Annotated in this window: 16 protein-coding genes and 2 tRNA genes; 9 read left to right on the forward strand and 9 right to left on the reverse strand. The window is 71.3% G+C overall.

Annotation, left to right across the window (positions count from 1 at the left end; translation table 11 throughout):
• Window positions 1–27: 27 nt before the first annotated feature.
• The 4 genes from ACIBQX_RS07890 to ACIBQX_RS07905 all read left to right on the forward strand — a co-directional run bounded on the left by ACIBQX_RS07890 (window position 28) and on the right by ACIBQX_RS07905 (window position 3,987).
• The gene (locus ACIBQX_RS07890) at window positions 28–1,323 is read left to right on the forward strand and encodes an MFS transporter (RefSeq protein ID WP_397001866.1); all 1,296 of its coding nucleotides are present in this window, start codon (window positions 28–30) and stop codon (window positions 1,321–1,323) included.
• Between the two features lie 75 nt (window positions 1,324–1,398).
• The gene (locus tag ACIBQX_RS07895; protein WP_397001868.1) at window positions 1,399–2,331 is read left to right on the forward strand and encodes an SPFH domain-containing protein; all 933 of its coding nucleotides are present in this window, start codon (window positions 1,399–1,401) and stop codon (window positions 2,329–2,331) included.
• Between the two features lie 423 nt (window positions 2,332–2,754).
• On the forward strand, window positions 2,755–3,396 hold the full coding sequence (locus ACIBQX_RS07900; RefSeq protein WP_397001870.1) for a sirohydrochlorin chelatase: 642 nt from the start codon (window positions 2,755–2,757) through the stop codon (window positions 3,394–3,396).
• A 42-nt stretch (window positions 3,397–3,438) separates the two neighbouring features.
• Window positions 3,439–3,987 carry a GNAT family N-acetyltransferase gene (locus ACIBQX_RS07905; RefSeq protein ID WP_397001872.1) on the forward strand — a complete coding sequence of 183 codons (549 nt, stop codon included), beginning with the start codon at window positions 3,439–3,441 and terminating at the stop codon, window positions 3,985–3,987.
• Between the two features lie 4 nt (window positions 3,988–3,991).
• On the opposite strand, the gene ACIBQX_RS07910 is transcribed toward ACIBQX_RS07905, so the two are convergent.
• Window positions 3,992–5,131 carry an epoxide hydrolase family protein gene (locus tag ACIBQX_RS07910; RefSeq protein ID WP_397001874.1) on the reverse strand — a complete coding sequence of 380 codons (1,140 nt, stop codon included), beginning with the start codon at window positions 5,129–5,131 and terminating at the stop codon, window positions 3,992–3,994.
• A 63-nt stretch (window positions 5,132–5,194) separates the two neighbouring features.
• Between ACIBQX_RS07910 and ACIBQX_RS07915 the strand changes: the two genes are divergently transcribed.
• Both ACIBQX_RS07915 and ACIBQX_RS07920 read left to right on the forward strand, forming a co-directional pair.
• A complete protein-coding gene (locus ACIBQX_RS07915; protein WP_397001876.1) occupies window positions 5,195–6,160 on the forward strand; it encodes a helix-turn-helix transcriptional regulator in 966 nt (321 codons plus the stop codon).
• An 89-nt stretch (window positions 6,161–6,249) separates the two neighbouring features.
• Complete coding sequence (locus tag ACIBQX_RS07920; protein WP_397001878.1) at window positions 6,250–6,705, forward strand: hypothetical protein; 456 nt, start codon at window positions 6,250–6,252, stop codon at window positions 6,703–6,705.
• A gap of 87 nt (window positions 6,706–6,792) precedes the next feature.
• Here the strand turns inward: ACIBQX_RS07920 and ACIBQX_RS07925 are convergent, their stop codons facing one another.
• Window positions 6,793–10,284, reverse strand: a complete 3,492-nt coding sequence (locus tag ACIBQX_RS07925) for a hypothetical protein (RefSeq protein ID WP_397001880.1) — start codon at window positions 10,282–10,284, stop codon at window positions 6,793–6,795.
• Window positions 10,285–10,420: 136 nt separating this feature from the next.
• Between ACIBQX_RS07925 and ACIBQX_RS07930 the strand changes: the two genes are divergently transcribed.
• Entirely contained in the window at window positions 10,421–10,825 is a 405-nt protein-coding gene (locus ACIBQX_RS07930; RefSeq protein WP_397001882.1) for a nitroreductase family deazaflavin-dependent oxidoreductase, read from the forward strand.
• Between the two features lie 36 nt (window positions 10,826–10,861).
• Here the strand turns inward: ACIBQX_RS07930 and ACIBQX_RS07935 are convergent, their stop codons facing one another.
• Both ACIBQX_RS07935 and glgA read right to left on the reverse strand, forming a co-directional pair.
• Window positions 10,862–12,340, reverse strand: coding sequence for an Nramp family divalent metal transporter (locus ACIBQX_RS07935; RefSeq protein WP_397001884.1), 1,479 nt, complete (start codon window positions 12,338–12,340; stop codon window positions 10,862–10,864).
• Between the two features lie 56 nt (window positions 12,341–12,396).
• Window positions 12,397–13,575, reverse strand: a complete 1,179-nt coding sequence (gene glgA, locus ACIBQX_RS07940; protein WP_397001886.1) for a glycogen synthase — start codon at window positions 13,573–13,575, stop codon at window positions 12,397–12,399.
• Between the two features lie 167 nt (window positions 13,576–13,742).
• Here glgA and glgC point away from each other — a divergent pair, with 167 nt between their 5' ends.
• Window positions 13,743–14,978 (forward strand): glucose-1-phosphate adenylyltransferase, encoded by a 1,236-nt coding sequence (glgC, locus tag ACIBQX_RS07945; protein ID WP_397001888.1) that lies wholly within the window; start codon window positions 13,743–13,745, stop codon window positions 14,976–14,978.
• Window positions 14,979–15,027: 49 nt separating this feature from the next.
• Complete coding sequence (locus tag ACIBQX_RS07950) at window positions 15,028–15,327, forward strand: hypothetical protein (RefSeq protein ID WP_397001890.1); 300 nt, start codon at window positions 15,028–15,030, stop codon at window positions 15,325–15,327.
• 69 nt (window positions 15,328–15,396) lie between these two features.
• Here ACIBQX_RS07950 and ACIBQX_RS07955 read toward each other — a convergent pair whose 3' ends face one another.
• The 5 genes from ACIBQX_RS07955 to ACIBQX_RS07975 all read right to left on the reverse strand — a co-directional run bounded on the left by ACIBQX_RS07955 (window position 15,397) and on the right by ACIBQX_RS07975 (window position 18,394).
• Window positions 15,397–15,687 carry a hypothetical protein gene (locus ACIBQX_RS07955; RefSeq protein ID WP_397001892.1) on the reverse strand — a complete coding sequence of 97 codons (291 nt, stop codon included), beginning with the start codon at window positions 15,685–15,687 and terminating at the stop codon, window positions 15,397–15,399.
• 107 nt (window positions 15,688–15,794) lie between these two features.
• A tRNA-Leu gene (locus tag ACIBQX_RS07960) sits at window positions 15,795–15,863 on the reverse strand.
• A gap of 118 nt (window positions 15,864–15,981) precedes the next feature.
• Window positions 15,982–16,056: transfer RNA gene (locus tag ACIBQX_RS07965), tRNA-Pro, on the reverse strand.
• Between the two features lie 228 nt (window positions 16,057–16,284).
• Window positions 16,285–17,364, reverse strand: a complete 1,080-nt coding sequence (locus ACIBQX_RS07970; protein ID WP_397001894.1) for a mechanosensitive ion channel family protein — start codon at window positions 17,362–17,364, stop codon at window positions 16,285–16,287.
• 34 nt (window positions 17,365–17,398) lie between these two features.
• Window positions 17,399–18,394 (reverse strand): ribonucleotide-diphosphate reductase subunit beta, encoded by a 996-nt coding sequence (locus ACIBQX_RS07975; protein ID WP_397001896.1) that lies wholly within the window; start codon window positions 18,392–18,394, stop codon window positions 17,399–17,401.
• Between the last annotated feature and the right edge of the window lie 27 nt (window positions 18,395–18,421).

An 18,421-nucleotide genomic window follows, 5' to 3' on the forward strand; every position in this document is an offset into this window, starting at 1 on the left:
CCAATCCCCCCACGGAAGGAGCGAGGGATGGCAAGCTCCACCTCACAGACCCGGCGGGTGATCCTCGCGAGTCTGATCGGCACGTCGCTCGAGTGGTATGACTTCTTCCTCTACACCACGGCGGCGACGCTGGTCTTCGGCAAGTTGTTCTTCCCCACCTTCGACCCGCTCAACGCGACCCTGCTGGCGCTGACGACCAACGCGGTGGCGTTCGTGGCCCGGCCGCTCGGCGGCATCATCTTCGGCCACTTCGGCGACCGTAACGGCCGTAAGACCGTGCTCGTCGTGACCTTGCTGCTGATGGGCGTCTCGACCTTCCTCATCGGGGTGCTGCCCGGCTACGACAGCGTGGGCGTGCTCGCGCCGATCATGCTGGCCGTCCTCCGGTTCGCGCAGGGCCTCGGCCTCGGCGGCGAATGGGGCGGAGCGGTCATCATGTCGCTGGAGCACGGCGACCCGCGCCGCCGCGGCTTCAACGCGAGCTGGCCGCAGGTGGGCGTGCCCGCCGGTTACGTGCTGGCGACCGCGCTGCTCACGATCCTGTCGGCCACGCTGTCCGACGCGGCTTTCCTGTCGTGGGGCTGGCGGGTGCCGTTCCTGCTGTCCGGCGTGCTCGTCTTCGTCGGTCTCTGGGTGCGGCTGCGGATCACCGAGTCGCCGCTGTTCGCGCAGGTCGAGCAGAAGGGCGCCAAGGCCAGGATGCCGCTGGTCGAGGTGCTGCGCACGCACCCGCGGGCGCTGTTGTCGGCGTTCACCGCGCGCATCGGCGTGGACGTGGCCTTCTACACCTTCACCGCCTACATCCTGGTCTACCTGACCGGTCCGCTGGGCCTCGATCGCGACCTCGGCCTGAACGCGGTGCTGATCGCCTCGGCGCTGCAGCTGGCGCTGATCCCGCTGTTCGGCTCGCTGTCCGACCGCTTCGGCCGGCGGCGGGTCTACCTGGCGGGCGCCATCGGGGCCGCGGTCTGGGTGTTCGCGTTCTTCCCGCTGCTGGAGACCAGATCCTTCCCGCTGATCGTGCTCGCGACCGCCGTGGCGCTGCTCTGCCACGCCGCGATGTACGGCCCGCAGGCGGCCTTCATCGCCGAGCTGTTCAGCACCAGGCTGCGCTACAGCGGGGCCTCGATGGGCTACCAGGTGGCCGGGATCGTGGGCGGCGGGCTCGCGCCGATCATCGCGATCAAACTGTTCGACTCCTTCGGCACCACCATCGCGGTGTCCGTCTACGTGGTGGCCGCGCTGGCCATCACCGCCGTGGGCCTGGCCATCGCGCCGGAGACCCGTGACGTCGACCTCGCCGGTGTGCCGCAGCGCGCCTGAGGTCGTCCCTGCCGATAGTTCGCCGCGAAAGCCGCGGGCGGCGGCTGCCACCGCCGCCCGCGTGGGAGGACGACGTTGAGAACAGCCCTGGCCATCATCGCCGCCATCATCGCGCTCCCCTTCCTCGTCGGGGGCATCGGCGGCCTGGAGAGCACCGACGCCGGCGTCGTCACCGTCGTCCGCGACGGCGGCCCGCTCGACGACAACCAGATCCGCCAGGTGATCGACCCGGGCTCCGGCCTGACCTGGGCCGGCCTGTGGTCGTCCAGCCACACCTACCCGGCGCAGCAGCGGTTCTACACGATCACCGCCGACGCCAAGCGCGCCACCACACTCGGCGTGGACGTGGTGACGGTGCCCAGCAGCGACGGCGTGAACCTGGGCATCGAAGGCACCCTCTACTTCACCCTGAACCTGGACCACGAGACGCTGAAGACGTTCGACGACAAGTACGGCACCCGTACCTTCCGCAGCCAGGACGACCGGTCCCTGTACGCGTGGGACGGCGACGAGGGCTGGTCCGCGTTCTTCGGCCAGGCGGTCCGGCCCGTGATCGACAACGCGCTGCGCGCCCAGATCGGCGCCATGCGCTGCGCCGAGCTCGTCCCGTCGTGCGCGCTGCTGGAGAGCTCCTCGCTCAAGCCTCAGGACAGCAACACCAACATCTCCACGGTGCAGAACGCCGTCAACGCCTCGCTCGCCCGCGACCTGCCGCAGACGCTGGGCGGCGACTTCCTGACCGGTCTGCGGTTCACCCTGGTCAAGGTCACGCTGCCCGGGGACGTGCAGAAGGCGGTCGACCGCTCGCTGGCCGCCAACGCCGCCGTCTCGGAGTCCCAGGCCAGGGTGGCGCAGGCCAGGGCGGAGGCGGACGCGAACCAGGCCAGGCAGGACGGTTACGACAAGTGCCCGGCCTGCGCGGAGATCGACAAGCTCAAGGCGCTACCGCAGGGGATCACCGTCTACGCCCCCGGCAATCCGCAGTCGGTGGTCGTACCCACTCGCTGACCTTCCGTGGCGGGGGCGCCCGCCGTCCGGCCGGGGCCTGGCCGGACGGCGGGCTCGTCCCCTCAGGTTGACGCTGAGCTCGCGGACCTAGAACGGCTTCATTCCCCCTCCGGGTGACGGAGTGGGCTGTCGCTCTAGAACGCGCCTCTGAGTACCGCTGAGCCTGCCGTTTTATCCCGATGCGTCAACGTTTCTGGGCGTTGCGACGTGATCTCAGTCACATTTGCCGCCCGTTGTAACGGAATCGCGGCCGATTTCTGGAACGTCGCACCCCCTTTGCGCATAAACTGCGCGCCTGTGAGCCTCCCTGTACGCGAACGTTCCCCCCGGCCGGGGGGCGGCCGCCACCGCCGTCCCGTCCCCACGTCCCTGCCACCGGACGCGCCCGTTCTCGTGCTAGCGGCGCCTGGCAGCGCGTCGGGCGTGGCCGCCGAGATCGCCGCCGTCGTGCGCACGGACAACCCCCAGATCGAGGTACGACTCGTCGTCGTCGACTCGCTGGCCGAATCACTGCCGGCCGACCGTCAGGCCGTCGTGGTGCCCCTGGTCACCTGGGACGACCCGGTGGTCCTGGCGGAGATCAACAAGGCCGTCGCCGCGAGCGGATCCGGTGCGACGGTGACCGAGGCCCTCGGCCCGCACCCGCTGCTGGCCGAGGCGCTGCACATCAGGCTCGCCGAGCGCGGCCTGGCCAGGGCAGACCGCGTCCGCCTGCTGAACGTCTCCAGCCCCGTCGACGGCGTCATCCTCGGCACGGTCGGCGGTGAGCGGGCCGTGCACGCCGTCCAGCCCACCGCGGTGCTGCTGGCCTCCCGGCTCACCCTGCCCGTGGTCGCCGCCTCGCTCGACAGCGAGCCCGGCGTCCCCCTGGCGGCCCAGCGCCTGCGCGCGGCGGGCGCCGAGCGACTGGCCATCGCGCCCTGCCTGATCGGCCACGAGGCGCCTGCCGATGTCGTGGAGAAGGCCGCCACCCAGTCCGGCGCCGGGCACGCCGAGCCGCTCGGCGCGCACAGCGCCATCGCCGAACTTGTCGCGCGAGCTTACGGGAGTCAACTCGCTACTTGACAAGACTTGTAAAGATCGGTGATCTCGCGTTACCTTCTGCGCATGCGGCCAGTTGTGTGCAAAGGTGCGCGTCTGTGGCTTCGCGAGGTCACCGAGGCGGACGTCGCGGCGCTGCACGCCGTCTACGGCGATCCCGAGGCGACCCAGCACATGCCGTTCGGGCCCCGTACCCTCCAGCAGGTCGCCGAGCTCGTCGACGAGGGCGTGCGGTCCGCGGCGGCCGAGCCGCGCATGCTGTACGTGCTGGCGGTGCTCGACGTCGACAGCCAGGAAGTGATCGGCGTGGCCCGGCTGCACATCGACGCCGACCGCCCGCACAGCGCCGAGATCGGCCTGGGCCTGCGCCCGGACCGGTGGGGACGCGGCATGGGCACGGACCTGGTCCGGCTGCTGCTGGCGTTCGGCTTCAAGCGGCTCGGTCTGCACCGCGTCTGGGGCGCCCGCTCCCCCGCCAACCTGCCCGCACAGCTCGCCATGCTCACCGCGGGCATGGTGGAGGAGGGCCGCCTGCGCCACCACGAGTCCACGCCGGCCGGCTGGCGCGACTCCGTCGTCCACGCCGCGCTGGAAGAGGAGTGGACCGAGCGCTGAGCGGTCAGCGCACGAGCCGGAAGAAGGCGCGGACGTCGCCGACGAGCAGGTCCGGGGCCTCCATGGCGGCGAAGTGGCCGCCCCTGTCGAACTCCGACCAGTGGACCACCTTGTGCTCGCGCTCGGCGAAGCGGCGGACGCCGAGATCGCCGGGGAAGACCGCCACGCCGTGCGGGACCGTGGACGGCTCGACCGGCCGCCCCCAGGACGCCGCGCTCTCCTTGTACAGGCGGGCCGAGGAACCCGCGGTGCCGGTCAGCCAGTAGAGGCTGATGTTGGTCAGCAGCTGGTCGCGGTCCACCGCCTCCTCAGGCAGGTCGTGGGCCGGGTCGGTCCACTCCTTGAACTTCTCGGCGATCCACGCGAGCTGCCCCGCCGGTGAGTCGTGCAGGCCGTAGGCGAGGGTGTGCGGCCGGGTGGACTGGAGGATCGCGTAGCCGACGCCGTCCTGGTCGCCGTAGCCGCGCAGCCGCGCCTGCTCGGCCTCCGACAGCCCATCGAACTCGGCGGGGTCGCCGGAGGGGAAGCCGAGCGCGCCGTTGACGTGCACGCCCACCACCCGCTCGGGGTCGATCCTGCCCACCTGGGGCGAGATCGTCGCCCCGGAGTCGCCGCCCTGAGCGCCGTAGCGGTCGTAGCCGAGGCGGCGCATCAGCTCCTTCCAGGCCCGCGCGACCCTGTTCAGGTCCCAGCCTCGCTCCCGGGTGGGGCCGGAGAAGCCGAAGCCCGGGATGGAGGGGGCCACGACGTGGAAGGCGTCGGCGGGGTCGCCGCCGTGCGCGCGGGGGTCGGTGAGCGGGCCGATGACGTTCATGAACTCGACCACGGAACCCGGCCAGCCGTGCGTGAGGAGCAGCGGCAGCGCGTCCGGCTCCGGCGAGCGTACGTGCAGGAAATGCACGTTCTGGCCGTCGATCTCCGTGGTGAACTGCGGGAAGGCGTTCAGCGCCGCCTCGTGCGCGCGCCAGTCGTAGCCGTCGCGCCAGTAGGCGGCCAGCCGCCGGGCGTACGGGACGGGCACACCGTACGGCCAGCCGGCCCCGTCGAGCTCGTCCGGCCAGCGGGTCCTGGCCAGGCGCTCCCGCAGGTCGTCCAGGTCGGCCTGCGGGACATCGATGCGGAAGGGGTGAATGTCGTTGCTCATACGGATCACGCTAGGCGCCGGTTAGGACAACTACGGTCCTAGGTGGGCGCGATACTGGCGGACATGTGGGAAACCTCCGCCCGGCTGCTCAAGCTGCTGTCCCTCTTGCAGACCCATCGCGACTGGTCCGGCTCCGAGCTCGCGGCCCGGCTCGGCGTGACCGGCCGCACCGTCCGGCGCGACGTGGACCGGCTGCGCGAGCTCGGCTACCCCGTGCACGCCACCGCCGGGCTGTCCGGATACCGGCTCGGCGCCGGACACGACCTGCCCCCGCTGCTGCTCGACGACGAGGAGGCGGTCGCCGTCGCCGTCGGGCTGCGCACCGCCGCGCAGGGCAGCGTGACCGGCATCGAGGAGACCTCCCTGCGCGCGCTGGCCAAGCTCGAACGGGTGCTGCCCGCCCGGCTGCGTCACCGGGTCAACGCCCTGCAGTCGATGACCGTACCGCTGACCGGGCCCGCCACCGTCGGCGCGGACACCCTGTCCGCCATCGCGGCCGCCTGCCGCGACCACGAGAGCCTGCGCTTCGACTACAGCAAGCCGGACGGCACCGCCGGCACCCGCACGGTCGAGCCGTACCGGCTCGTGGCCACCGGCCGCCGCTGGTATCTCGTCGCCTACGACACCGGGCGCGACGACTGGCGCGTCTTCCGGGTGGACCGGCTGCGGCTGCGCACCCCGGGCGGCCCGCGGTTCACCCCGCGCGAACCCCCCGACCCCGACCTCGCCGGGTACGCCTCGCGGATGATCTCCAACGCCCCCTACCGCTACCAGGGCCGGGTCACCGTGCACGCGCCCGCAGAGGCCGTCGCCGAGCGGGTCACCCCCGCCGCGGCGACCGTCGTGCCCGTCGACGCCGCCACCTGCCTGCTGATCGGCGGCTCCAACTCGCTGGACGAGCTGGCGCTCTGGCTCGCGTCCCTGGGCGTCCCCTTCGAGGTGCACGAGCCGCCCGAGCTGACGGCCCATCTTCAGGTGCTGTCCGATCGCCTCGCCGACGCGGCTCGCGGCTCGCGGCGGGACGGGTGAGGACGAGTGAGGACGCGCCGGGACGGCGGGCACGGAGATTGTCGGTGGCGCGCTCTACGATGAGCCTCCTCAAGGAGGGAAGGCCGCCCATGCTGGACTCGCTGATCGTGCCCCTGTTCGTCACCGCCGACCTGCCGCCGCGGGCCGAGCTGGCGGAGTTCGGCGAGCTGCTCGCCGGCACGGCGCGCACGCTCAGCCACGAGGGCGTGAGCTACGACGCCTTCCTGGCGGGCAAGGTGTTCTGGCTCGACCGTCCGGTGCTGCCCGAGCAGCGGCCCCAGGCGGAGGCCGAGTCCCGCTTCGCCGCGATGCTCGGCCACCTCGCGGCCTCCGGGGCCGGGCACACTGCCCGGGGCGTGCTCGCCGACATGCGGCGGGCCGTCGGCGCGGCCGTGACCGTCCGCTACGGCGACGTGGGGGTCGCCCCCGCGGTCTTCGCCATCCGCGACCGCGACGTCCGCGAGCGCACCCCCGGCACCGCCATCCACGTCGACACCCGCCACGCCGCCCCCGACCTGGTCACCGTGGCCCGCCCCTACCTCTGACCTTCAGCGCCCGATTCCTCCACCCTGGGAGCGGAAGCCGGCCGCGTCGGCGTCGGACAGCCGGTTCCGCTCCAAGGCCCATCACGGTCAGCCCGGCCTACCGTCCTCCTGTGGCTCGCCCGCCCCACTCCCGGCCCCTTCGCCACGCGACCGCCCGCCGGACTCATCCGCTAGCACGAGATCGACGTCGCCGGCCCATGAAAGGGGGGTGGCGAGGTGGTGACGGTCGGATGCGGGTGTGGCGAGGTGGTGGCGGTCGGTGGGGGTGGTGAGGGCGTGTTGGATCGCCTGCAGGCGATCCAGGGCCAGGGGGACCAGTTCGTCCGTGCGGCCCGCCATCACCTCGTACGGCGCGTCGGCGAGAGGCGTCACCTTCGCTGCGGCGAGGGCGGCGAGCCCTTCCTCCAGCGCGGCCCTGGCACGCACCAGTTCGCCATGGCCTTCGAAGGCGAAGCCGAGCCGGAGGCAGGCGAGGGCGGCGAGGTGCGGCCGGCCGTGGTCGCGGTAGGTCGCACCGGCGAGGCGCAGGGTCTCCGGGTCGCCGGCGTGCGTGCCCGGCCCCTCCATCCGTTCCCTGACGACCGCCGAGCGCACCGGGTCGGCGGCGGCCAGGCCGTGGGCGGCGAGCAGGCGGGCCTCCGCCTCGGGCAGCCGCCCGGTGGCCGCCGCCAGCTCGGCCTGGGCGAGCGTGACGGAGAACAGCGCCGTCAGGTCCCTGTCCAAGGCCGCGAGCTCCAACGCCCTTGCGAGCTCGGCCGCCGCCGCGTCGAAGCGGTCCAGCTCCATCAGGCAGGCGCCGCGCATGGTGCGGGCGGCGGACTCCTTGCCCCCCGCCCCCAGCCGGGCGTACGCCTCGGCGGCCGTCGCGAAGTCCTGGGCCGCCTGCTCCATGTCGTGGTCGCCGTAGCCGAGCACGCCGAGGTCGTAGCGGACGGTGGCGAGGCCGTCGACGTCGCCGATGGTGTTGTAGGCGCGTTCGGCCAGCTCGAACGCGCGTCTGGCGGCCGGCAGGTCGCCTCGGGCGTGGCGGCGGTGGGCGATGTGCAGCCATTCGTCGGCGGGGTCGCGCCGCTGCCCGTGCCGGCGCACGATGTCGACGATGCTCGTCTCGCAGGCGGCCGCGTGTTCGGCCTGTCCGAGCGTGTGGAGCAGCCGCGCGTGGGAGTCCAGCGCCTGACAGGCGTCGTCCCAGGCGCCGAGGGCTTCGAGCTCGGCGGCGCAGGTGGTGATCAGCTCGACGGCGACGGCCGGGCGGCCCAGCTCCGCGCAGGCTCTGGCGCTGCCGATCAGGACCGCCGCCGCCCGTTCGGCCTGGCCGAGTGCCTGGTGCAGCTCACGGGCCCGGCCTGCGCACTCCCGTGCCGCGGCGGGGTCGCCCGCGGCGAGGTAGGCGTCGGCCGCGTCACTCCGGTGGGACGCCTCCTCGCCGGCGAGTCCGGCGTCCGCGCACAGGGCGGCGGCCCGCAGGTGGAGCTCGACGGCCCGGCGAGGGTCGCCCGCCTGGGCCGCCACGGCGCCCATGTGGCCCACCTGCGCCGCCTCCTCCGGGCTCGCGCCCAGCTCACGGTAGGCCGTCGCGGCGCGTCGGAAGGCGTGCAGCGCCGCCTCCCACTCGCCGATCCGCTGGTGGAGGCCGCCCATCGTGGAGAGCGCGTCCGCCGCCTCGGCCGGCTCGTCCGCCGTGGCGAACGCCGGACCGGCCCGTTCGAGCAGCTCGATCGCGAGCGGGAGCCGCTCGCTCTCGGCGAGCTGGACGGCGGTGGCCGCCAGGAAAGGGCCGGCCTCGCCCGCCACGCGGGCGTGGCGCTCACCGATCCGGAGCAGGACGCGGGCCGTCTCCTCCTCGTCGTACACCAGCGCGAGCCGCGTCGCCGCCAGCGCCAGGTCCTCGCCGGGGATGCCGGGCAGCAGGTCGGCGTCCTCGATCGCGAGGCGGAGCTGGGAGCGCAGCTCGCGGTCGCCGCGTGGGACGCTGCTGGCCAGCGTCAGCGCCTCGGCGAGGTCCGCGGGGTCGCCATCCGCCCTGAACCGCTGGATCAGCGCCTTGGCGAGCGTGCCGACGGCGGCGGGCCGGTCCTGCGCCTCGGCGGCCAGGCGGCCGGTGGTCACGGCCTCGTCGAGGTCGGCCTTGCGTCCCTCGCCGCCGTCCATCGCCCGGCGCCGCAGCAGCTCGGAGAGCGGATCGTACGCCTCCGCCAGGAACGACGGCTCCTGTCCGGCGGCGAGCGCTTCGCGCAGCGCGGCGATGCCCTCGTCGGCGGCGCTCGTGCTCAGGTCCAGGCGCAGGGCCTGGCCGAGCAGCAGCAGGGCTCTGGGGCGCAGCGGGTCGTCCTCGCCGCAGGCCGCGACGGCCGAGCGCGCGGCAGCGGTCGCCTCACCCGGATGGTCTCCCAGATCGGCGCGCTGGACCAGCGCGTCGGCCAGGTCGGCGAGCAGCCTCGGGCGGTCCGGATGGCCGGCGTAGGTGCGCGCGACGGCCTGCCGCAGGGTCTGGATCGCGACCTCCAGGTCGGCCGGGTCGCCGCCCGCCCGCCAGCGCCGCCGGCGCCGGTCCGCGAGCAGGTCGAGGCGGGTCAGCTGGTCGCGTCCGAGCCGCTCGGGGATCTCCCGGCCGGGTGTGCCGAGCACCTCCAGCATCTCCCGGCCCGCCTCCAGCGACCGTATGTCGCCGGTGACCACGTACCACTCGACCAGTCCCGCGGCGTAGCCCGCGAGCACGCGCGGGTGGGCGTGCTCGTCGTGCCAGAAGTCCAGCGTGGCCTGCCCGACCCGGATGAAGGCCAGGAGGTCGGCGTCGGCGGCCGACGCGGTGGCCCTGGCCTGGGCCAGGTCGAACAGGGTGAGCAGCGCCTGGGACCGCTCCTGGCCGCCCGGTGGGAGCTGGGCGGCCGCGAGGTGGGCCCTGATCAGCTCGTCGTCGCCGGGGACGGCCAGGCCGAGCACCGCGGCCAGCTCGCGCAGGTGGCCGCTGTCGCCGGGCGCGCCGAGCGCCGCCCTCAGGTGTACGTGGACCGCGTCGTCGAGCGCCTCCGGCTCCCCCGTGGCCGCGAACAGCCGGAGCAGCCCGCCGCCCAGGATCGCCAGCGCCTCCGCCGCCCAGACGGGAGGGGGGTCCTCCATCGTCTCCCGCAGCAGCGACTCCGCCAGCAGGTCGCACACCTCCGCCGAAGGCGTGCTGATCGCGCGGCGGATCAGGGCGTGCAGGAGCAGCCCGACATGCGGGGCGGTGTCCGGGTCCACATGGCGCAGGACCTCGTCGACCAGCTCCGCCCACGTCTGCGGCTCGTCGGCCGACGGGACGTTCGTCGTCCCCGGCATCCCGCCGGGATCGACCACGGCGGCGGCGGCGAAGAACACGCCCGCCACGGCCGCCTCGCCGCCGTGTCCGTCCAGCCGGTAGCGGGCCAGGTGGAGCTTCCCGATCAGACGCCAGATCTCGGCGTCGGCCGCCTCGCCGGTGCAGGCCCGCATCGCCTGCTCGGCCTCGGCCAGCGCCGGCCCCGCCAGCACGGATCGGGGGTCGGCGGTCCGTTCGAACTCCTCGATACGGGCAGCGAGAGGTCCGGCCGGATCGTTCATGGGGCAAGGCTCTCACCAGCCCGCCCCCGTCGTACAGGACCGGGTCGCGCACGTCCGGGGACGGGAGCCGTCAACTCTTCGTACAGTCCCGGAGCGTGACGGTGAGGTCACGCTCTGCGGGGGTAGGCGACCCCACATGCTCTACGGCAAGGAACACGTCCGGCGCTATCAGGAGACCGACGGCGCCGAAGGACACGACTGGAACAACACCACGGTCCTTCTCCTGACCACCAAAGGCCGCAGGTCAGGCGAGCCATACACGACGCCGCTGATCTACCGGCCCCACGGCGACGCCTATGTCATCGTCGCGTCGAAGGGCGGCGACCCGGATCACCCTGACTGGTACAAGAACCTGCAGTCCAATCCCGAAGTGGAGGTGCAGGTCAAGGGTGACAAGTTCCGGGCCGGCACCCGTACCGCCACCGGCGAGGAACGGCGGGAGCTCTGGCGGCTGATGACCGCGACCTGGCCCGACTACGACGAGTACACCAAGAAGACCGATCGGGAGATTCCGGTCGTCGTCCTCGAACCGATCCGTTGACGGTGTCCCCGCCGCGCCCGGGCGCGGCGGGGCGGGTCAGAAGGTGATCAGCGGCTCGCCGACGAAGTCGGCGATGAAGTTGACGAAGAAGAACCCGAAGAACAGGAAGTTCAGCACCAGGATGACGTAGTGCCAGGGCCGTGGCCGGGCCGGCCGGGGCAGCTTGCTGTTCAGGTAGATGAGGAAGAACGGGTAGATCAGCGCGCCCAGGTTCGACATGTTGGCCGACCATTCCACCAGCGCCACGGGCAGGCTGAGGTGGATGACGATGGAGATGATCACCAAGAGCGTGATCATGAACGGGTAGTAGAACCGGCGCGGATCCCCCTCGACCAGGCGGCGCAGGCGCGGGCTGGTGGCGTGCGCGGCGTCGGTCGTCACCCGCACCATCGCCTCGAAGATGCCCAGCTGGGTGGAGAACAGGATCAGCACCCCCAGCACCAGCCCCACGTAGAAGACCGCCTGCCCGTACTCGTCGCCCAGCGCGGCGGCGACGAAGGTGGGGACGTTGGCCCGGGTGGGGGTCTCGCCCGAGAGTGCGACCGCCTGCGCCATGAGGATCGTGGGCAGCAGCATGCCGAGGATGGCGCCGACGAAGAACACCCCCCACATGTCCACCATCAGCAGGCGGTACCACCTGCGCCACAGCCCCCGGTTGAGCTCGTTGTCCGGGAAGGTCACGCCACTGGCCAGGATCTCGCTCCGCTTGCCGCGCAGCCCGGAGATGTACCCGGCGCGGTAGCCCATGCCGTAGCCCTTGTCGCGGTAGTGGCCCATGACGTACCAGTTGAGGCCGGAGGCCAGGGCGGTGAAGCCGGCCAGCGCGCCCAGCTGGGTGGCGGTGATCCCGGCGGGCGGGGCGGCGGGGGTGAAGAAGCCGCGGATGCCCTCCCACCACAGCTCCCACGGCACCACGAGCAGGTCGATGGCGAGCAGGGCGACGAGGATGGTGCTCACCAGGAGCCAGTTCGCCAGCTCCAGCGCACGGCTGATACGGCGGGCCAGCGCGGTGATCGCGAAGACCAGGACCAGCAGGGCGATGGCCCACAGGCGAGGCTCCTCGGCGTCGGCGGGCGGGATCGCGCCGTGCACGAGCGCGTACACGCCCTGCCCGGCCGAGGCGGCCCAGCCCCCGGCGATGAAGGCGAAGATGACGATCAGGACCGACAGCGGGATCCACAGCCGCCAGCCCGGCGGCACCCGGCCCCAGCCGACCACCGGTGTCTCTCCCGTCGCCACGACGTAGCGGGCGCACTCGACGTTGTAGAACGTCTGCAGGATCGCCGAGACCAGGATGACCCAGCCGACGCCGACGAAGCCGTACTGCCCCACGTTGAGCGGCCCGAGCAGCCACTCGCCGCTGCCGATGGAGATGCCGAGAGCGATCAGGCTCGGCCCCACGGCGTACTTGAACAGTTGCGCGGGCCCGATCCGGGAGACCTTGAAGACCTCCTCGGGCGTGGGCAGGTCGGTGACGTCGAGGTCCGGGCGGCTGACTCCGAGCGGTTGCGACATGGCTCTGCCTCCTGCCGCTCAGCGTGAGCCCGATACAGGGCCGTAACAAGGCCCAATTAGCCTGTTTTGCGCAGCGACGCGTAAAGGTCTGCGGTGCGGCGCGCGACGCGTTCCCAGGAGAAGTGCTCGACGGCTCGCGCCCGCCCCGCCCGCCCCATGGCCGCCGCCCGCGCCGGGTCTGCCAGCAGGGCGTTGACCCGCTCGGCCAGGTCCGCGACGAACCGGTCTGGGTCGTGCGGGGTGCCGTCGGCGGCCTGGTCGATGGGCACGAGCAGGCCGGTTTCACCGTCGGCGACCACTTCGGGGATGCCGCCGGTGGCGGTGGCGACGACGGCGGTCTCGCACGCCATCGCCTCCAGGTTCACGATGCCCATCGGCTCGTACACCGACGGGCACACGAACACGGCCGCGTGCGTGAGCAACTGGATGACCTGGGGCTTGGGCAGCATCTCGGAGATCCAGACCACGCCCTCCCGGTCCAGGCCGCGCACCAGGCCGGTCACCTCGGCCTCGATCTCGGGGGTGTCCGGCGCGCCCGCGCAGAGCACGAGCTGCGCGTCGGGGGCGAAGGACCGCGCCGCGTGCAGGAGGTGGACCAGCCCCTTCTGCCGGGTGATCCGCCCGACGAAGATGACGTACGGCCTGGCGGGGTCGATGCCATGCTTTTTCAGGATCTCGTGGCCGTTGTCCGGCGCGTACTCGGTGGTGTCGATGCCGTTGTGGATGACGCTCACCTTGGCCGGGTCGATCCCCGGATAGGCGGCCAGCACGTCGCGGCGCATCCCCTCCGACACGGCGATCACCGCGTCGGCGGCGGCGAGGGCGGTGCGCTCGGCCCACGACGAGATCGTGTAGCCCCCGCCGAGCTGCTCGGCCTTCCACGGGCGCAGCGGCTCCAGGCTGTGCGTGGTGATCACGTGCGGGATGCCGTGGAGCATCTTCGCGACATGCCCGGCAAAGTTGGCGTACCAGGTATGCGAGTGAACGACGTCCGCACCCTCGCACGCGGCGGCCATTTCCAGGTCCACGCCGAGCACCTGCAAGGCGGCGTTCGCCGACTCCAGCCCGCCCGGCACCCGATAGGCCGACACGCCGGGTTCGTCCCGTTCGGCCCCGAAACACCGGACTCGCACGTCGGCCAGCTCCCGCAACTCCCTGGCCAGGTACTCCAGGTGCACGCCGGCTCCGCCGTAGACCTCCGGTGGATACTCCCTGCTGAGCAGATCAACACGCATGACTCGACCTTACGAGCAAGCCGCCCCTCCAGGGCACATCGACAGCCCGACACCGGGATCGAACGTGAGGCAATGGACGTACATATCTAAGGAGAATGGGACACGACGGGAGGGAGCCGGACGAGGTTTCTTCGATAGATGGGCCAATTGAGGGTAGCGTCCTGGGCATGAGGTCCCGGAGGGTGCTTGCGGTCGTGCTGGCAGGTGGAGAGGGAAAGAGGCTCATGCCTCTCACGGCGGACCGGGCGAAACCGGCGGTGCCGTTCGGCGGGATGTATCGGCTCATCGACTTCGTGCTGTCCAACCTGGCCAACGGCAACTATCTGAAGATCGTCGTACTGACCCAGTACAAGAATCACAGCCTCGACCGCCACGTCTCGCGCACCTGGCGGCTGTCGTCGATGCTCGGCAACTACGTGACGCCGGTCCCCGCGCAGCAGCGGCTGGGCCCACGCTGGTTCTCCGGCTCGGCCGACGCGCTCTTCCAGAACCTGAATCTGATCTACGACGAGATGCCCGAGCACGTGATCGTGTTCGGCGCGGACCACATCTACCGGATGGATCCGCGGCAGATGGTGGATCAGCACGAGGAGTCCGGCGCGGACGTGACGGTGGCGGCCATCCGGCAGCCGCTGTCGCTGGCCGACCAGTTCGGCGTGATCGAGACCGATCCGCAGGGCCGCAGGATCGTCGCGTTCCGGGAGAAGCCCAAGGACGCGGTGGGCCTGGCCGACTCGCCCGACGAGGTGTTCGCCTCGATGGGCAACTACGTGTTCAAGACCCAGGCGATGATCGACGCGCTGCGGGAGGACGCGCTCGACCCGACCAGCAAGCACGACCTGGGCGGCAACATCATCCCGATGCTGGTCAAGTCGGGCGGGGCCGACGTCTACGACTTCGCGCACAACATGGTGCCCGGCTCCAGCGAGCGCGACCGCGGCTACTGGCGCGACGTGGGCACGCTCGACGCCTACTACGAGGCCCACATGGACCTCATCTCCGCCCACCCGATCTTCAACCTCTACAACGACAAGTGGCCCATCCACACCGGCCACGACCCGCTGCCGCCGGCCAAGTTCGTGCACAACGACGGCGACCGGGTGGGCCGGGCGATCGACTCGCTGGTCTCCCCCGGGGTGATCATCTCCGGCGGCCTGGCCCTGCGGTCCATCCTGTCGCCGATGGTCGTGCTGCACTCCCACTCGCAGGTGGAGGACTCCGTCCTGATGGACAACGTCAAGGTGGGCAGGGGCGCGATCGTCCGCAAGGCCATCATCGACAAGAACGTGGTCATCCCGGACGGCGCGCGCATCGGCTTCGACCTGGAGTACGACCGCACCCGCTTCGCGCTGACCCGCGGCGGCGTGGTCGTCATCGGCAAGAACGAGATCGTGGACCGCTGAGGCCGCCGGGACCGCCGAGACCGCTGCCGGACGGGCCTAGAGTGGTGCCGTGCTGCCAGATCTTCGCCAACCCCGGATCCGTGAGCTCAGCGAGTCGGAGCTGCCCCGCCGCCACTGGCGCGGGGATGACGGCGACGGCGGGGTGTGGCTGTTCGAGACCGTCGAGGGCGACGGCGAGCACTGGGCGATCCGGCAGATCGAGATCGACGCCGAGCGGGGTGTTCATCTCTACTGGTGGCGGCACCTGCAGGACGAACACGGCTTCCTCACCGACCAGGCGCTGGAGATCTGGGACCTGACGGAGATCAGCGAGGCGGCGTTCCAGGCCGTCTGGGCGGCCGGCCAATGAGCGCGCGAAAGGCCGGCCCCGGGGCTCGTCGCGAGCTCCCGGGACCGGCCAGGCCGAACGGCCCGATGCTCAGTCGTCGAGGCGCCAGCTCTCGCCGTCGAGCGCGTAGTTGAGTGCCCAGCTGCCGTAGTCGTGGCCGTGCGGGCGGCCGTCGCCCTTGCAGGCGCTGGCGTCACGCGTCCCGAGCGAGATCTTGTGACCGTGGATGTGCATCCAGGTCTTGACCTCCTTCGTCTGCATGTCGCAGCCGTGGCTCCTGTGGCGGTCTTCGATGTCCGCGGTGGCCGGGCCCGCCAGGCCACCGACCAGCGCGGCAGCGGCGAACGCAGCCCCGCCCGCAGCGATAAGGGTACCTCTCATGATATTCCCCCCGTGATCACGAAGTGTCATCGGTCCATCACTATACGGAGGGCCTTCGAGCGCGCCCCGCACGCCACGCTGGGCGCGACGACACCTGATCATCCGGATGCCGCCCCGGGGAGTCGAACCCGAACCTCCGCCTCCTGAGGGCGGCGCGCCAGTTGGGCCAGAGCGGCTTGGGCCCCGGGCCGGGCTGGCGTGGGCCGCGCCCGGGGCGAGGGCTCGTGTCCGGCCGGGGGGCGCCATTCCCACCGGCCAGGCCGAACCCGCGGCCCTCTTCTTTCAGGGCCGTCGTCCGAGTGGCAGGATTCGAACCTGCGGTGCTCCTGCTCCCAAGGCAGGCGGGCTACCAAGCTGCCCCACACTCGGTCGTACATGAAGGCATGAAAAAGCCGCCTCGGGGATCGCCCCGGGCGGCCGTCCTGGTGTCCGTCTCAGATCACCAGGAGGCCGGTCCCGCCCCCAGAGGGGACGGTCGAAGTGCCTTCAGCTCGCGCACCGTCGCCCTCCTTCCTTCGCTGTTCTTGCTGGACGCTGTTCTTGCTGGACGATGTCCACGGTAGCCCGGTGATCGCCCCGGGTGCCACCGAATAAAACTCACTCGCGTGCGCCGCTGCGCCACGACGCCCCGGCGCGGGTCTCGGGCGTCTCGATGCGGAAGCGGGGCAGCGCGTCGGGGTAGTTCTCCCTGATGTAGGTGACGAGGTGCTCGCGTACGTCGCACTTGAGGTCCCAGGCGGACGCCGAGTCCGCGGCGCTCATCAGGCCGCGCAGCTCCACCAGGCCGTTCGGCAGCACGTCGGTGACCTGGAGCGTCCAGTCCTTCTGGTCCCAGAGCGGGTTGCCCTGGATGAAGCGGTAGAGCTCCTCGCGGAGCTTGTCGACCGGCACCGCCCAGTCGACTCTCAGGTAGACCGCCGCGATCACCCGGCTGCCGTGCCTGGTCCAGTTCTCGAACGGGTTCTGGGTGAAGTAGGAGACGGGCAGGACCAGCCGACGCTCGTCCCACAGTCGCAGCACCACGTAGGTGAGCGTGAGCTCCTCGATCCTGCCCCATTCCTCCTCCACCACGACCACGTCGTCCAGCCGGAGCGCGTCGCTGAAGGCGAGTTGCAGGCCGGCGACCATGTTGCCGAGTGTCGGCTGCGCGGCGATGCCGATGATGGCGCCCGCGATGCCGGCGGAGGCGAGCAGCCCGGCTCCCAGCGCCTGTACCTGGGGGAAGGAGAACAGCATGACGCCGAAGGCCACCACGATGACGACCGCGGTGGCGACCCGTCGGACCAGCCCGATCTGCGTCATGATCCGCCGGGCCCGCCGGTTGCGCTCCCCCTCGACCTGGACCAGGCGGTCCATGACGAGGTCCGTGAGAGCGTAGCTGGCCTGGATGATCAGCCAGGTGAGCCCCACGATCGAGACGAGTCCGACCACGCGCTCGATCACGGCGCCGACGGCCAGGTCTTCCCGCGACACGCCGATCATCGACGGCTCGAACACCAGGTTGAACGACAGCGTCGCGGCCACCGCGAAGGCCGGCCAGGCGCAGCGCTCCACCAGGTGGCGGGCCAGGTCCCACTTGCGCCCGGCTCTGGTCAGCGCCCGTCTGGCCAGTTCCACCAGCAGGATCGCTCCAGCCACGGACACGGCCAGGATCAGCCAGTGAGCCGTCGACGTCACCTTCACAACCTCCCGAAATATCCCACCAAATTATCTAGAACGTCTCATCAAAGCTCACATTGCCCTCAACAGCCACCTGGTAAGCGGAAACACGCCGTTCGAAGAAGTTGGCCAGTTCCTGAACGTCCTGCAGCTCCATGAACGCGAACGGGTTGGCGGTACCGTATCTGGCGGGCAGGCCGAGCCTGGCCAGGCGCTGGTCGGCGACGTACTCCAGGTAGGCACGCATCTGCCCGACGCTCATCCCCGGCATACCGTCGCCGCACAGGTCGCCGGCGAAGGCCAGCTCCGCCTCGACGGCCTCCTCGATCATCCGGGTCACCTGCTCGCTCAGCTCGTCGTCGAACAGCTCGGGCTCCTCGGCCCGTACGGTGTCCACGACGCTGAAGGCGAACTCCATGTGCATGGACTCGTCGCGGAACACCCAGTTCGTCCCGGTGGCGAGCCCGCTGAGCAGCCCCCGGGAGCGGAACCAGTAGACGTAGGCGAACGCGCCGTAGAAGAACAGGCCCTCGATGCAGGCGGCGAAGCAGATGACGTTGAGCAGGAACTGCTTGCGCTCGCCAGGGGTCTCCAGGCGCTGGATCCCGTTGATGGAGTCGATCCACCTGAAGCAGAACTCGGCCTTGTCGCGGATGGACGGGATGTGCTCGATGGCGGCGAACGCCTTGACCCGCTCGTCCGGATCGGGCAGGTAGGTGTCCAGCAGTGTGAGGTAGAACTGCACGTGGACGGCCTCCTCGTACAGTTGCCTGCTCAGGTACAGGCGCGCCTCGGGGGCGTTGACGTGCTGGTAGAGGTTGAGCACGAGGTTGTTGGCCACGATGGAGTCGCCGGTGGCGAAGAAGGCGACGAGCCGGTTGATCAGGTGGCGTTCCTGGGGCGTCATCCTGGCCAGGTCGGCGAGGTCGGTGTGCAGGTCGACCTCCTCGACCGTCCAGGTGTTGCGGATCGCGGCCCGGTAGCGCTCGTAGAAGTCCGGGTAGCGCATCGGGCGCAGGGTGAGGTCCATTCCGGGGTCAAGCAGCATGGGGAGTTCTCCGTACAGACAAGGGAT

Source organism: Nonomuraea sp. NPDC049714 (genome assembly GCF_044465295.1).
Taxonomy (GTDB): domain Bacteria; phylum Actinomycetota; class Actinomycetes; order Streptosporangiales; family Streptosporangiaceae; genus Nonomuraea.